General features: G+C 59.2%; 12 protein-coding genes. 8 read left to right on the forward strand and 4 right to left on the reverse strand.

Annotated features, from left to right (window positions below):
• Window positions 1-301 precede the first annotated feature (301 nt).
• The 3 genes from ACEN8E_RS12930 (at window position 302) to pgm (ending at window position 4,972) form a co-directional block, all read left to right on the forward strand.
• Window positions 302-1,771, forward strand: coding sequence for a hypothetical protein (locus tag ACEN8E_RS12930; protein WP_495592944.1), 1,470 nt, complete (start codon window positions 302-304; stop codon window positions 1,769-1,771).
• A gap of 40 nt (window positions 1,772-1,811) precedes the next feature.
• Window positions 1,812-3,212 carry an aminotransferase-like domain-containing protein gene (locus ACEN8E_RS12935; protein ID WP_495592945.1) on the forward strand — a complete coding sequence of 467 codons (1,401 nt, stop codon included), beginning with the start codon at window positions 1,812-1,814 and terminating at the stop codon, window positions 3,210-3,212.
• Window positions 3,213-3,325: 113 nt separating this feature from the next.
• Entirely contained in the window at window positions 3,326-4,972 is a 1,647-nt protein-coding gene (gene pgm, locus ACEN8E_RS12940) for a phosphoglucomutase (alpha-D-glucose-1,6-bisphosphate-dependent) (protein ID WP_495592946.1), read from the forward strand.
• 167 nt (window positions 4,973-5,139) lie between these two features.
• Here the strand turns inward: pgm and ACEN8E_RS12945 are convergent, their stop codons facing one another.
• Entirely contained in the window at window positions 5,140-5,835 is a 696-nt protein-coding gene (locus ACEN8E_RS12945; protein WP_429368723.1) for a pirin family protein, read from the reverse strand.
• Window positions 5,836-6,114: 279 nt separating this feature from the next.
• On the opposite strand from ACEN8E_RS12945, the gene ACEN8E_RS12950 reads away from it, so the two are divergent.
• Window positions 6,115-8,589, forward strand: a complete 2,475-nt coding sequence (locus ACEN8E_RS12950; protein WP_495592947.1) for a UvrD-helicase domain-containing protein — start codon at window positions 6,115-6,117, stop codon at window positions 8,587-8,589.
• A gap of 190 nt (window positions 8,590-8,779) precedes the next feature.
• Here ACEN8E_RS12950 and ACEN8E_RS12955 read toward each other — a convergent pair whose 3' ends face one another.
• Complete coding sequence (locus ACEN8E_RS12955) at window positions 8,780-9,052, reverse strand: DUF1652 domain-containing protein (protein ID WP_495593314.1); 273 nt, start codon at window positions 9,050-9,052, stop codon at window positions 8,780-8,782.
• A gap of 265 nt (window positions 9,053-9,317) precedes the next feature.
• On the opposite strand from ACEN8E_RS12955, the gene ACEN8E_RS12960 reads away from it, so the two are divergent.
• The 4 genes from ACEN8E_RS12960 (at window position 9,318) to ACEN8E_RS12975 (ending at window position 13,118) form a co-directional block, all read left to right on the forward strand.
• Entirely contained in the window at window positions 9,318-10,133 is an 816-nt protein-coding gene (locus tag ACEN8E_RS12960; protein WP_495592948.1) for a helix-turn-helix domain-containing protein, read from the forward strand.
• Between the two features lie 50 nt (window positions 10,134-10,183).
• Window positions 10,184-11,590, forward strand: coding sequence for an NAD(P)/FAD-dependent oxidoreductase (locus tag ACEN8E_RS12965; RefSeq protein WP_495592949.1), 1,407 nt, complete (start codon window positions 10,184-10,186; stop codon window positions 11,588-11,590).
• A 29-nt stretch (window positions 11,591-11,619) separates the two neighbouring features.
• Window positions 11,620-11,961 (forward strand): cupin domain-containing protein, encoded by a 342-nt coding sequence (locus ACEN8E_RS12970; RefSeq protein WP_429368715.1) that lies wholly within the window; start codon window positions 11,620-11,622, stop codon window positions 11,959-11,961.
• 71 nt (window positions 11,962-12,032) lie between these two features.
• Complete coding sequence (locus tag ACEN8E_RS12975; protein ID WP_495592950.1) at window positions 12,033-13,118, forward strand: polyamine ABC transporter substrate-binding protein; 1,086 nt, start codon at window positions 12,033-12,035, stop codon at window positions 13,116-13,118.
• 45 nt (window positions 13,119-13,163) lie between these two features.
• Here the strand turns inward: ACEN8E_RS12975 and ACEN8E_RS12980 are convergent, their stop codons facing one another.
• Together ACEN8E_RS12980 and ACEN8E_RS12985 are read right to left on the reverse strand one after the other, a co-directional pair.
• Window positions 13,164-13,841: an MliC family protein gene (locus ACEN8E_RS12980; RefSeq protein ID WP_495592951.1), complete on the reverse strand. Its 678-nt coding sequence runs from the start codon at window positions 13,839-13,841 to the stop codon at window positions 13,164-13,166.
• A 137-nt stretch (window positions 13,842-13,978) separates the two neighbouring features.
• Window positions 13,979-14,203: a YgdI/YgdR family lipoprotein gene (locus ACEN8E_RS12985; RefSeq protein WP_495592952.1), complete on the reverse strand. Its 225-nt coding sequence runs from the start codon at window positions 14,201-14,203 to the stop codon at window positions 13,979-13,981.
• Window positions 14,204-14,283: the final 80 nt, after the last annotated feature.

Here is a 14,283-nt window from a genome sequence, read left to right on the forward strand (position 1 = left end):
TTGTGTAGTCGCCAAAAAGACAACGACAACTTTCTTCTTTATTTCTTGTGTTAAGTGTCTGTGGGACTTTGTCGGACGTTTCCTAGGACTACGACATCAATCGAGAAAACCCTTGCCAGCCGGGCGCTACAGCCTCTCCTGCGTCATTAAGTCGAGAGGGTGTTGCGATCATTTCAAATGATTTCCGGAAAATTCAAGTGCTAGCATTTGGCAATAAAGTCCATGACTTCATTCGTGTAGACAGTCCGATGGGATTTACTGTCTGCGCGATGTTGAACTTACGAGCATCAGGTAAATAAAGATGACCAGCATCCATGACCAAGCGATGAACTATGTCTATCAACAAGTGCTGCAGCGATTGCTGGGTTTTTTCTCGCGCGCCGAACGTACCGCATTGCAATTGTTGATTCAGCGCCTGGCGGTAGCGGCGGGGGGTATGGAGCACATTGGCGATTACAAGGTGTTGGCGATCCAGTCCGGGGCCCGTGACAACTGCTACACCCTGGCACTGTTGCGCGCTGCGCAGTTGACCATTGCCACACGGGCGCCAGCGACATTCCAGTTGCGTATCGCCTCGTTGCGGTTGAACGGGACAAGCTGCGTAGCCGTGGAAAACATGCACCGGACCAACAGCGCATTGTTTGTCTATGACGACCCCCGGGTCGAAATGTTGATGGTCGATGATCGTGAAGTCTTGCCGTTCAACCACCTGACGCCGATCTCCGACGCCGGTCGCGAGTCCAGCCGCCTGAACCAGCTGCTGATCGGCCATCGCCGGGAACGGCGCGGCGGGTTCGACCTGTGGGATGACGGTTATCTGGCCACGGGGGAATTCTACGGACAAATCGCCCGTTGGGACGGTGGTGTCGATGCATTGCTCATCAGTGACACGCCGCGTCAGCAGAAACAGTTCATCGACGGTTTGAAGCGTGCCGCCACCAAGGCCGGGCTCAAGCCTTCGCACTCGGGCGAGGCTGGTTATGCGGGGTTGTTTGCATTGCTCGATGAGCTGGGCAGCGATTGTTATCAGGCGTTCTACGCGGATAACCCTCAGGCCCGATGGCGCCCGCAAGAGCGCTTTGAGACCTGTCGTCGTACGGCTTGCATCGAGATTCACGACCTGCTGGTCAGTAACCTGGAAGAGCGCTGGCCATTGCTGACTGAATTTCTCCGGTTCCAGCCTGACGAAATGTTCGCGCAGATAAATGACAACGAATTCGTCAGCCCGTCGATCTCGGCGCACGTCCGGGGGTTGCAAGCGTGTTTCGAGCAGGGTCGCAATTACGAGTCCGGCGTTGCGCAATACCTGCAACAAGCCTTGGTGATGATGCGCCGCAAGCGCTTGCCTGAACGTTTGTGCGAGCAGGCCATCGAGGTGTTCGGTAACCCGGCGACACTGAGTGAGCGGCGCGCCCGCGCGGCGGCCGAGGCGCAAAAGAACCTGGGCTTGAGCGAAGCACAACTGGTGTGCCTGCTTTTTGCGCCTTTTGTTGGAAAAGGTGCGGGGCTCAAGCGTTTTCTGCGTCAGTGCCATCCGGGCATGCTGGTGGCCATGCCCGAGTTGCACCGGGCCATGCAGGGACATCCGGTCGCCGAGCAGATCATGCAATGGATGATGGATGTCAGCGGATTGCCAGTCAGCCTGATTGGCCAGCTCTATCGCATGGAGGGGGCGCCCGAGGCGCTGATCCAGCGGGCCGCGTTGCACAATACTGTGGCCGATCCTGACGCTGATATCACGTTGGTGGATGAATGGTCGGCGGGTCACTGAACGTGGGCGGGTTTTCAGCCACAGCGGTCGGCCTTGAACCATGAAAGGTCCACGAGAAACGGATTTCGCCTATCAGGCGGTTTATCGATACCTGGCCAGCCTGATCAACGAGTCGGAAGGTGATACCCCCATCCGCCTGCCGTCGCTGCGGCATCTGGCGGAGCGCCTCAATGTGTCGATCTCGACCATTCAGTACGCCTATTCGTTGCTGGAGAAAGAAGGGCGCGTCTACTCTGTGGCCAAGTCCGGCTATTACGCGTTGCCAGTGTCCTCCATCAACCCGCAGGACAGCGGCAGCGACCTGCTCGAAGCCGTCTACGTCAACGCCAGGCGCCCGGGGATGCTGGTCCTGAGCGCCGATGAACCGGCGTTGTTGCAGCCGCTCGACAGGCCATTGCTACTGCTGGAGCGAGAGTTGCTGCGCCAGTATCCCCGACAGCCGCAATCGCCTTCGCAACCTTGCGGCGAGCTCGAATTGCGCACCGCCCTGGCAGCACGCTACACCACGTCTCCAATGCGTTACTGGCATGCCGATGATGTGTACGTCGGCGCCGACCTTCGCGGTGTACTGGAAATCCTGATCGCCGTGCTGGGTTTGAAAGATGCCACCGTGGTGGTCGAATCGCCGTGCGACTGGGCGATCCTGCGTTTGTTTCAAGCCGCTTGCGTGCGGGTGATCGAGTTGCCCGTGCAAGCCGATGGCTGCCTCGATCCGGAGCAGCTCAAAATGCTGCTGGCCACCGAGTCGCTGAGGCTGGTGATGCTGTCTTCGGCCCTGAACATGCCCCGTGGCAGCCTGGCGTCTGACGAAAACAGACAAACCATTGCCCGGCTTCTGGCCGCGCATGACAGTTGGGTGCTGGAAAACGACTGTTATGGCGAACTTGGATTCGACCTCGGTTGCTTGCGTTTTCGCGACTTTCTGGACCCGGAACGGCTGATGGTGTTTTCTACGTTCGAGAAAACCATCGGTCCGGAAGCGCCCTACGGTTATCTGCTTTCAAGGCATTTGAGCGCTGAGCTGCAACGGCATTTTCTGCTGCGTTCCTTTCGTCTCTCGCCGATTCGCCAGAAAGCCATCGCCCGTTTGTACAGCAGCGGTCGCATCGATCAGCACCTGCTGGTGCTGCGACGGTTGCTCAAGGAGCGCAAGAGTCAAATGACTCTTCTGTTGCAGGAGCGATTGGCCGATGCCTTGCATTTCGTCGAGCCGCAAGGCGGTGCAACGATCTGGGTGTGCTCGTTGCGTCGGGTCAATGTACGTCGAGTGTTCCAGCGCCTGCTGGCGCATCAAGTGGTCATTGCGCCGGGCGAACTGTTCAGCCTCCAAGGCCTGCATGGGCAGCATTTGCGTTTGAGTCATACGTTCGGCGGCGATCACAACCTGGCTGCCGCACTGGGCTTTTTGGGGGATGCGTTGCGTCTGGAATCAATCGAGTGAGCAAGACAAAAAATAACGTCCTGCGCTCTGTTGAGTAGATCCCATCGCGCTGCGGTCAAACTGCCAGTAAACTGCGACCCAATTCCTGAACCACTCTATTCCAGAGGTTTTGCATGACACTCAGTCCTTTTGCGGGTAAACCGGCACCGGCAGAACTGTTGGTCGACATCCCGCGACTGGTAACGGCCTATTACACCGGCCAGCCTGATGCCGCGATTTCCACCCAGCGCGTTGCCTTCGGTACGTCCGGGCACCGCGGCAGCTCGTTCGACTTGAGTTTCAACGAATGGCACGTGCTGGCGATCAGCCAGGCCATCTGCCTGTATCGCGAAGCTCAAGGCATCGATGGCCCGCTGTTTGTCGGTATCGACACCCACGCGCTGTCTACGCCGGCCGGCGCCAGTGCCCTCGAAGTACTGGCGGCCAATGGCGTGACCGTGATGATCGCCGCTGGCGACGAATACACGCCGACGCCCGCCGTTTCCCATGCGATTCTCTGCTACAACCGTGGTCGCACCACCGGCCTGGCGGACGGCATTGTCATCACGCCGTCCCACAACCCGCCGCAAAGCGGTGGCTACAAGTACAACCCGACCAACGGCGGTCCGGCCGATACCCACATCACCAAGTGGATCGAAGCCAAGGCCAACGAACTGCTGGCCAACAAGCTCGCTGGCGTCAAACGCATCAGCTACGAGCAGGCACTGAAAGCCAGCACTACCCATCGTCACGATTACCTCAACACCTACGTCGCCGACCTGATCAACGTGATCGACTTCGACATCATCCGCGATGCCAAGCTGCGCCTGGGTGTCGATCCGCTGGGTGGAGCGGGGGTGCGCTACTGGTCGGCGATTGCCGAGCATTACCGTCTGGACCTGGATGTGGTGAACAAAGAGGTCGATTCGACCTTCCGCTTCATGACCGTCGACTGGGACGGCCAGATCCGCATGGACCCATCGTCCAGCCACGCCATGCAAGGCCTGATCGGCCTGAAACAACGCTTCGACGTGGCGTTCGCCTGTGATCCGGACCACGACCGCCATGGCATCGTCACGCCGTCCGGTGGTTTGCTGGCGCCGAACAACTACCTTGCCGTTGCCATCGACTACCTGTTCCAGAATCGTCCGCAATGGCGCGCCGATGCTGCGGTGGGCAAAACCGTGGTCAGCAGCGGCTTGATCGACCGCGTGGCCAAGCGCCTGGGTCGCCGTCTGTACGAAGTGCCGGTTGGCTTCAAATGGTTTGCCGATGGCCTGTTCGATGGCTCCCTGGGTTTTGGCGGCGAAGAAAGCGCCGGTGCCTCGTTCCTGCGCAAGGACGGCAGCGTCTGGTGCACCGACAAGGACGGTTTGATCCCGGCCCTGCTGGCGGCCGAGATGACTGCCCGCACCGGCCGCGACCCGAGCCAGGCGTATCGTGCCTTGACTGATGAACTGGGTCAGCCATTCTCGGTACGGGTCGATGCCAAGGCCAACCCGGAGCAGAAAGCGCTGCTCGGCAAGCTGTCGCCGCAACAGGTTACCTCGACCCAACTGGCCGGCGAACCGATCCAGAGCATCCTCAGTCATGCACCGGGCAATGACCAGGCCATTGGCGGCCTCAAGGTCATGACCGAAAACGGCTGGTTCGCAGCGCGTCCGTCGGGCACGGAAGACATCTACAAGATCTACGCCGAAAGCTTTGTCAGCGACGACCACCTCAAGCAATTGGTGGCAGAGGCGCAAACGCTGGTGGATGGTGCCATTTCCGCGAAATAAACCCACGACCCTGTGGGAGCGGGCTTGCTTGCGAAGGTGTGTCAGCTGCATGGGCGTCGACTGACACTCCATCGCAAGCAAGCTCGCTCCTACAAGGGGTGGTGGTTCGGGCACAAAAAAGGGGCGCATTCGATGCGCCCCTTTTTTTTCGGATTGCGTTCAGCAGGTCAAGCCAGGTCCACCAGAACGATTTCGCTGTCCTCGATCGCAGTCACCCGCAGCACCTGTTCATCGGCAACGGCTACACCGTCTCGAGCTTGTGCACGCAAACCATTGACCTCAATCACCCCGGTGGCCGGTACCAGGTACGCACGACGTCCGTTGTCCAAAGGGTACTCGGCAGACTCGCCGGCCTTCAGATTGGCCGCTACCAGCCGGGCATCGGCACGGATGCGCAGGCTCTGATCGTCGCCTTCCTTGCCGCTGGCCAGGGTGACAAAACCTTCGCGGTTGCCTTTCGGGAACGGCTTGGCGCCCCAGGACGGCGCCAGGCCGGACTCGTTCGGGATAATCCAGATCTGGAAAATCCTGGTCGGCGTCGCTTCCAGGTTGTACTCGCTGTGGGCAATCCCGGTGCCGGCGCTCATGACCTGGACGTCACCCGCTTCGGTGCGGCCCTTGTTGCCCAGGTTGTCCTGGTGGGTGATTGCGCCTTCGCGAACATAGGTAATGATTTCCATGTCGCGGTGCGGGTGTTGCGGGAAACCGGTGCCGGGCGCGATCACATCGTCATTCCAGACCCGCAGGTTGCCCCAGTTCATGCGCTTGGGATCGTAGTATTCGGCGAACGAAAAATGATGGTGAGCATCCAACCAGCCGTGGTGAGCGCCGCCGAGCGAGTTGAAAGGTCTGAGTTCAAGCATGATCGTCTCCAGAAAAGGTTCGTCATGGGGCAAGGTGCCTGAGCCACGAAGCGAGACCGGTGAGTGATGACGGCCATCATCCAACAGGCAACAATCGATAAAAAGCGTAAAAAATGCTGCATTCCCATCGAATGGATTGATATGACATAGCCTCGAAAGTTTCTCATCCAACCTTTACTTCATCGCATAAGCCAATGAGTCATAAGCAATTCACTAGAACTCGACGGCAAATGCAGACACCATAGCGCTCAACAGCCTCACACCCTGGAGTCAGTCCGCGTGCCGCAACACACCCCCGATCTCCCGCCTGAACTTCGCCCCCTGGCCGAGATGCCGCTGATCAAGCGATTGCTCGCCCGATTCTTCGGTTACAGCCTGACCCGCCTGCACGCACAGCATCGTGCCTCGTGGTTGCATGGCCAGGCCGACGGTTTTCGCAGCGGTCACAGCGCCGGGGTCGATTACGGCTATAAGGAAGGCAAGCTCGAAGGGCTGGAGGAGGGACGACAGGTCCTGCTGATCCGCGACTCGCGCTCCACTGAACACCGGCCACCGAATGTCGATGAGTTGTTGTTCGACGATTGGCGCCTGCCGTTGAGCGCCGAGTTGAAGAAGCGCATGAAGGCTGATGTCGCGCGGTTGTTGCCAGCCCATGCCCAACCCAGCGCCGCCCAGTGGAAAATGATCTTCAGCGACACGCCATCCACTTCGGTGATCGCAGGCGCCGGTGCAGGCAAATCGACCACGCTGGTGCTGCGTATCCTGCTGTTGACCCATTACCTGGGCTTCGAGTTGAGTTCGATGACGGTGGTGACCTTCACCCGTGAGTCGCGCAAGGACTTCATCAACAAGCTGATCGAACTGTTTGCTCTCTGGGGCCGCACGATCAGTTTCAAGGAGGCGCGGGATCTGGTGCGCACCTTTCACTCGCGGATCCTGCCCATGGTGCGCAGTCTTCCGGGTTTCGAGCGTTTGCAGGCATTCGAGAACCTCAGCCTGCGGGCAGCGCAGGGTGATGAGGAGGTCGACAGCAATCCGTTCGATCTGCGCATCAATGACGCTCAACGCCAACAGCTCAATGCCAGCTATCACCGCCTGCACAGTGACAATGAGCGTTTTCGCGAGCTGATCAAGCCGTTGTCCCGGCATGCCTTGCAACTCAAGGAGCTCGAGCGCGATCACCCGGATGTGCAGAAACGCATGGGCGTTACCGAACTGGCGGCCAAACGCGATGAGGAGCTGTGCGATGCCATTGAGGATCTGTGGTTTCGTGCCGGTGCCTGGCCCATCAAGGGGATCGAACCGAAACGTCAGTCGTTCGATATCAACGGTTCGAAATTCCATTGTCACGGCTACATCCCGAGTCTGGATGCGTGGGTGGTGCTGGGGTTCGATCCTCGGGAAAACCCTCAGGTCACCCGACCAAACGCCAAGCTGTCGGTGCGCGCAGAATGGGCGGTAAAGCGCACCCTGTTTCAAGCTTTCTGTCGTAAACCATTGATATGGTTGGATAGTTACGAGTCATCAAAGCGTGTTTTGGCTTCCCTCGCCGGCGATGCCAGCGCCGGGCCGGGCTTCGACTACAAGGTCAAGGGCGAACTCGCCTCTGCACCGCTGCTCGATTGCTTTGTCGCCGCCGCCGGGTTCATCGAGAACCTCGGGCTGGATGTGCCGGACGCCGTGGCCCGGATGAGTTTCGCCAAGGACGATCCCGACCGGTTCTTCTTCGAGGCCTTGAGCCTTTACTGGCGAGCGCTGGAAGATCATTTGCTCGATCAGAAGCCGCCGATCATGACTTACAACCGGATGTTTGCCCTGTTCAGCGAGCATTCGCCGGAGAACCTCAAACTGCTCGGCGACGAGCTGCTGCGACCGCTGTCGCACCTGATGATCGACGAATTTCAGGATGTCTCGCCGCAGATCGTCTCCTGGATCAGGGCCAGCCTGGCAGAGATCCGCAGCCGCGGACCGGCCATGCATGTCGCACGCGCAGCCCAGCGTTCCTCGCTGCTCTGTGTGGGCGATGACTGGCAGTCCATCTATGGTTGGCGCGGCAGTTCGCCGACCTACTTCATGGAGTTCAACAAGGAGTTCCCGTCGCCGAGCACCACCAAGGTCATGCTCAGCGACAACTACCGCAGCCACCAGCACATCATCGATGCCGCCGAGCACATCGTGCGCGCGGCACCGGCGATTGCCGGCAAGAAAGCCAAGGCCAGCGGTGAACCCAAGGCATTGTTGCCAGTGAACGTCCTCGATCGTCATGACCAAGGCATGGCCCAACGCTTGATGGAACATTACCGAAAGGGTGATTCGATCTTGATGCTTTATCGAAAAAGTAGCGATAAGTCATTGATAGAGGAGCATATTCAGTCTGTAATTAATGTTGATTCGAGATTGCCGCATGAGGCGCGCAGGCTCAAGCAGCTGACGTATCACAGCGCCAAGGGCCTCCAGGCCGATGCAGTGTTTTTGCTGGGCGACTGCCAGCACCTGACCAGTTCGCCCTACAAGAATCAGGTTTACCGAATGGCGGGCCTGGGCAAGGCCGGTGACAGCGAACCCTACGACAACGCGCAGAAGGACGAGATCCTGCGGCTGGCCTACGTGGGTATCACCCGCGCTGTCAGCCATTGCTACTGGTACGTCGATGCGCAGGACACCCAGGCCGCGAACCTGCCCAAGGCATCCGACCGGATCGGCAAGGGCAAGGCGTTTTTTGCCGACCAGCGTAAAAGCCAGATCACCGCCTGACTTTTGTAGGAGCGAGCTTGCTCGCGGTGGTCGTTAACGATAACGCGTATTTACTGACTAAACGCAGCGCCCTTGAGTCCATCGCGAGCAAGCTCGCTCCTACAGGTGCAGGTGCAGGTGCAGGTGCAGGTGCAGGGAACAGCGTTCAACAAAAAGCCCACGTGAAGTGGGCTTTTCAATAACTGAACCTTCAGGCATAACTCCTGAGGGCCTCCGGTGGGGTGAAGGTTTCAAGCTCATCCTCTACCGCTTCGATTATTCGTTCTACATCCGTGGCATTCATGACGGTGGCGCATGGAATGCCGGCAATGGCGATCATGGTCTCGCCAGTGGCACGGTCAAATAGACGGGCAATCATGCTGCCCGGCGCGTCCATGCTCGCCTCGAAACCCATGGGATGAAAATGCCAGCGCATCAGCTGGCAGGCGTTTGGAAACGTGACCTTGCTGAACCCTCTATTCATGTGTTGCCCGCCTTCATTTTCGAGCGATTCCTTTAGCTCATGGTAGGAGGAAAGAACCTTCATTGGTTCAACCAGTGACAGTTTTTAAAAGTAGCATCCGGATGTGAAAAAAAAGTGGTTTTTTCAGTTCGTTTGGCGATTGCTGCCATTTTTTTGATTCAGCTCAGTCTTATTCGCCATTTGCGGGTACCGGCCATCCTCTGTTTAGTCGTTGAAGACAAAGCGGAAGTTGGGCAAGCTCGGTTTTTTTCCGTCGAGATTTTCAATGCACGCCGAGGATGATGGCCCGTTGCAGACCCAGGCCACGGGCGAGACGGTCATGCGCTATCACTTGCGCTGGAAGCACCGGGATCTGGATGGCGTCATGGCGCTCTATCACCCCGAAGTCCAGTACAACGACTTTTTCCAGAACCGGGTCATGGGCCTGGCCGAATTGCGCGAGTACGTACGCAGCAGCATGCCCCGGGACCCGGATGAAGCCCTGGAGCACTCCGACCGCATTCGCCTGGACGGCAATACCGCGTTCATTCAATACCGCATCACCTTGCGCGGTGGTGAAGGGCTGGTGTCGTTTCGCGCCAGTGAAGCGATCACCGTCAGGGACGGGCTGATCTGGCGGGTCAATGAATATGCTTCATTGGTGCACGAACAACCCGGCTGCAAGACTTCCGGCAATCAGCGCCCGGCGGTCAGCCGACTCGGCCTTTCGCCTCGCCAATTGAGCTTCATGGCCGATGACCTGCAGCAGTATTTCCAGCGCCAACAGCCGTACCTTGACCCGGAACTCGACCTGCAACGGGTGGCGAAGGAGTGCGGGTACAGCCGCAATCAGATTTCCTATCTGTTGAATCAGGTGCTGGGCCAGAGCTTCTATCGCTACGTCAACCAGGCGCGCCTGCAATATCTGCTTGCCGCGCTGGATGGCGCCACGACGCCACTGCGTATCGATGAGCTGGCCTTCGCTGCCGGGTTCAATTCGCTGTCGGCGTTCTACAGCTGTTTCCGCCAGCACACCGGCCAGTCCCCCAAGGCCTACGTCAAACAAATTTCTTTGCGTGCACGCGCGCAAGACAGCCCCTGAGCCCACGCACTAGGATCGACGTCATCGAAGTTTGAGTGGCGGAGTCTTGCATGCCGGCGTGGCGCACTATCAGTTTGTGGATGGACCAGCTCGACGAGCCTCTCTTGGCGCGTCCGGCGCTGGAGCGGGATCTGGACGTGGACGTGGCGATCATCGGCGCGGGCTACACCGGCCTCTGGACCGCGTACTACCTCAAGCAGCACAAGCCTGACCTGAATATTGCCATCGTCGAAGCGCAAACCGCCGGGTTCGGCGCGTCGGGCCGCAATGGCGGCTGGCTGATGGGCAATTTGCTGGGTGAGGATCGCCTGCTCGCCGGTCTGCCGGCCGAAGAACGCCGCGCTTCCTACGATTTGTTGCACAGCATTCCGGATGAAGTGGAGATTGTCCTCGAACGCGAGGGGATCGACTGCGATTACCGTAAAGGCGGGGTGCTGTATTGCGCGGCACGCTATCCGGAGCAGGAGACCAGCCTTCGCCGTTATCTGGACGATCTCCACCGCCAGGGCCTCAACGACAGCCACTATCGCTGGCTGAGCCCGGAACAACTGGCGCAACAGCTGCGCGTCGCCAAACCCTACGGCGGTATCTACGCGCCGCACGTTGCGACCATCCACCCGGCCAGGCTGGTACGCGGGCTGGCCCGGGCGGTGGAGCGCCTTGGGGTCAGAATCTACGAAAACAGCCCGGTCACCCATTGGCAGTCCGGCAGCCTGCGCACGGCGAAAGCCTCGGTGCGCAGTCGCTGGGTAGTGCCGGCGGTTGAAGGCTACTCAGTCACCTTGCCGCCATTGGGGCGTTATCAGATGCCGGTGCAGAGCCTGATTGTCGCGACCGAGCCACTGTCGGCGGCCATCTGGGACGAAATCGGCCTGAGCCACGGCCAGGCGTTCAGCGAGGCCAGTCGCCAGGTGACCTACGGCCAGCGCACCGCTGACAACCGTTTGATCTTTGGTGCCCGGGGCGGCTATCAGTTCGCTGGCAAGCTGCGCCACGACTTCGACCTGACTACGGATGAAAAGGAGCTGCGGCGCTATCTGTTCGGCGAGTTGTTCCCGCAGTTGAAGAGCGTGCAGATCACCCATTCCTGGGGCGGCAACCTGGGCATGTCCCGGCACTTCAAGCCGCACATGCTCTGCGACCGGGCCAACGGCATTGCCTTGTCGGGCGGCTATGGCGGGGAGGGTGTTGGCGCCAGCAACCTGGGAGGGCGGACGCTGGCCGACCTGATCCTGGAGCGCGACACCGATCTGGTACGCCAACCCTGGGTCATCCCCCAGCGAGGCCTGGACGCGCTCAGGGCCTGGGAGCCGGAACCCATCCGCTGGCTTGGCTACAACGCAATCATCCGCAGCTTTGTCCATGAGGACCAGACCCTGGCCAACCCGGCCACTGCACCTTGGCGGCGCAAGTTGGCCAGCGGGGTTGCCGGTTTCATGGAAGGTTTCATGCACTGAACGACGTCTCTATATCGACAGGTATCCCCATGAGCATCACGCAATTCAAGAACACCGCAACCCTGAAACTGCAAGAGTCCAACCCGGTCGCCGTGCCTCTGGGGACTCCCGTGGCCGTGGCCTCGACCACCAGCGTCGAACGCGACGACGGTGTCGAGACCGGTGTCTGGGAGTGCACGCCCGGGCGCTGGCGGCGGCAGATCGTCGCCCAGGAATTCTGCCACTTCATTCAGGGCCGCTGCACCTTCACCCCGGACGGCGGTGAACCGCTGCACATTGAAGCCGGCGACGCACTGATGTTGCCGGCCAACAGCCTCGGTATCTGGGACATCCAGGAAACCGTGCGCAAGACCTACGTTTTGATTTTTTGAATGCTTTTGAAGTTTGAAAGCTGATCTTTTGATTGCCTGCCAATAACAACAACCCCTACAGGAATCGACTCATGATCCGAAAGACCCTGACGCTGGCCCCGCTGATGCTGGTCGCATCAATCGGCCAGGCCGCTGAAACCGTCAAAATCTATAACTGGTCGGATTACATCGCACCGGACACCACGAAAAACTTCCAGAAAGAAACCGGCATCGGCTTCACCTACGACGTCTACGACAGCAACGAAACCCTCGATGGCAAGTTGATGACCGGCAAATCCGGTTACGACGTGGTGTTCCCGTCCAACCACTTCATGGCCCGGCAGATTGAAGGCGGCGCATTGAAGAAGCTCGACAAGAGTCAGTTGCCGAACTGGAAAAACCTCAACCCGGTATTGCTCAAGGCATTGCAGACCAACGATCCGGGCAACGAGCACGGCTTCCCGTATCTGTGGGGCAGCACCGGCATCGGCTACAACATTGCCAAGGTCAAGGCGGTGCTGGGCGACAACGCCCCGGTGGATTCCTGGGACCTGATCTTCAAACCCGAGAACATGCAGAAGTTGCAGAAGTGCGGCGTGGCCATCCTCGACAACGGCCCCGAACTGCTGCCGGCCGCGTTGAACTACCTCGGGTTGCCGCATCACAGCAAGAACCCGGAAGACTACAAGAAGGCCGAAGCCCTGCTGATGAAAGTGCGGCCATATGTCAGCTATTTCCACTCGTCCAAGTACACCAGTGACCTGGCCAACGGCGATATCTGCGTCGCGGTCGGTTTCTCCGGCGACATCCTGCAAGCGGAGAACCGCGCCAAGGAAGCCAACAATGGCATCGACATCGGTTATTCGATTCCCAAGGAAGGCGCTGCGATCTGGTTCGATATGGTCGCGATGCCCGCCGACGCTCCGGACGACAAGGCCGGCTACGCCTTCATGGACTACCTGCTGCGCCCGGACGTCATGGCCAGCGTCAGCAACTACGTGCATTACGCCAATGGCAACGAGAAGGCCGACAGCCTGATCGACCCGGCGATCAAGAACGACACCAAGGTTTACCCAAGCCCTGACATGATGGGCAAGCTGTTTGCGCTGGAAGCGATGCCACTGAACATCGACCGGGTGCGTACCCGGGTCTGGAACAAGATCCGCACCGGCAGCTGAGGCCTCGAGCGGCCATCGGGACAGGACGTCCCGATGCCATCGTCATCAGCTGACCGGCTCGGTTGCGCAACTCATCTGGCCTGAGCCGGGTATCTGTAAAAACACGTCATTGTCGATTTGCCAGAAGCTGTAGTTGCCTTTGTAATCCTTGCCCGTGTACTGGGTTCCGGAATGGCTCGGTACCTGGTTCAGGGTGATGGAGGTGTTCGCCCATTTCAGGAACACGACGCCCGGTTCTACCGTAAAGAAGGTCGCGGCAACCAATGCATTAAACCCTGCACAACGATAAGCCACCGGGCCTTCCGTGAGCCTGCTTGGGTCCTTCGTTCTGGCAATGGCCGAGCCCTGGCGCAGTTGGAACGCACGCTCGGCATAACTTCGGATGACGCACGGCTTGGCTTCAGTCCCGCCATCACACTGGTTACGGGTCTCGATCCAGAACCGCTGATCAATCTCGACTTTATTCGGGCGCGGCACTGAATGGTCGTCGGTGAGCGCCAGGAGATAAAGACGATTGAGCTCCAGGTCCATGCGCGCCAGTTGGGCGTCGTGACAGACAAGTTTTTCGGCGGATGCCTGGGGGTTGGCGCAATCGAAACTGGTTTTGTACGTTGGCAAGGGCTTCGGCTTGGCCTTGGCCTTTGTGGCGGCGTCACACAGGCCCGCCGTCACGCACATGCTGACGGCGAGCACAGAGACCAGAAGTGGCATGACCATTTTCATTTCGGCGTCACCTGAGTCTTTGCGTGATGCCCGTATTGCAACGCCTGTATCCAAGCGTTGCACAGTCATTCGGTCGCACGGGGTCTATCGAGTGTAAAGCAGTGCTCGAAACCTGCCACATCGTGCCTTGAGAAACGTCAGTCTTCCTCACGAATCGTTGCCACTTCATCGGCCCTGACTTTCACCATCTTTCCCGAAATGTCCTCGAACTCAAAGAACCCGTCCCTGGTTCTGGTCTTCGGCATGTCCTTGGTCAGGTACTGGGTGCCGTTCTGCAGCGTCACCACCGTTGGCGTCGAGCAGCCGGCCAGCACCAGCAGGGCCGCTGACGCCAGGGGCAAGCCAAGCGTCTTGATGTCCATGATCACCTCCCGTACGTTTTGGAGCAGCGCCATCCGTTCAAGGCTGCCACTGCACCTCTATGGCAGTTGGTGGCGCCGGG

It is taken from the genome of Pseudomonas sp. Pseusp9 (genome assembly GCF_059491265.1).

Excerpts from the sequence above, each read along its gene's own strand:
- ACEN8E_RS12930 (WP_495592944.1), top strand. The coding sequence starts at position 302 with ATGACCAGCATCCATGACCAAGCGATGAACTATGTCTATCAACAAGTG.
- ACEN8E_RS12935 (WP_495592945.1), top strand. The coding sequence starts at position 1,812 with ATGAAAGGTCCACGAGAAACGGATTTCGCCTATCAGGCGGTTTATCGA.
- pgm (WP_495592946.1), top strand. The coding sequence starts at position 3,326 with ATGACACTCAGTCCTTTTGCGGGTAAACCGGCACCGGCAGAACTGTTG.
- ACEN8E_RS12945 (WP_429368723.1), bottom strand. The coding sequence starts at position 5,835 with ATGCTTGAACTCAGACCTTTCAACTCGCTCGGCGGCGCTCACCACGGC.
- ACEN8E_RS12955 (WP_495593314.1), bottom strand. The coding sequence starts at position 9,052 with ATGAATAGAGGGTTCAGCAAGGTCACGTTTCCAAACGCCTGCCAGCTG.
- ACEN8E_RS12960 (WP_495592948.1), top strand. The coding sequence starts at position 9,318 with ATGCACGCCGAGGATGATGGCCCGTTGCAGACCCAGGCCACGGGCGAG.
- ACEN8E_RS12965 (WP_495592949.1), top strand. The coding sequence starts at position 10,184 with ATGCCGGCGTGGCGCACTATCAGTTTGTGGATGGACCAGCTCGACGAG.
- ACEN8E_RS12970 (WP_429368715.1), top strand. The coding sequence starts at position 11,620 with ATGAGCATCACGCAATTCAAGAACACCGCAACCCTGAAACTGCAAGAG.
- ACEN8E_RS12975 (WP_495592950.1), top strand. The coding sequence starts at position 12,033 with ATGATCCGAAAGACCCTGACGCTGGCCCCGCTGATGCTGGTCGCATCA.
- ACEN8E_RS12980 (WP_495592951.1), bottom strand. The coding sequence starts at position 13,841 with ATGAAAATGGTCATGCCACTTCTGGTCTCTGTGCTCGCCGTCAGCATG.
- ACEN8E_RS12985 (WP_495592952.1), bottom strand. The coding sequence starts at position 14,203 with ATGGACATCAAGACGCTTGGCTTGCCCCTGGCGTCAGCGGCCCTGCTG.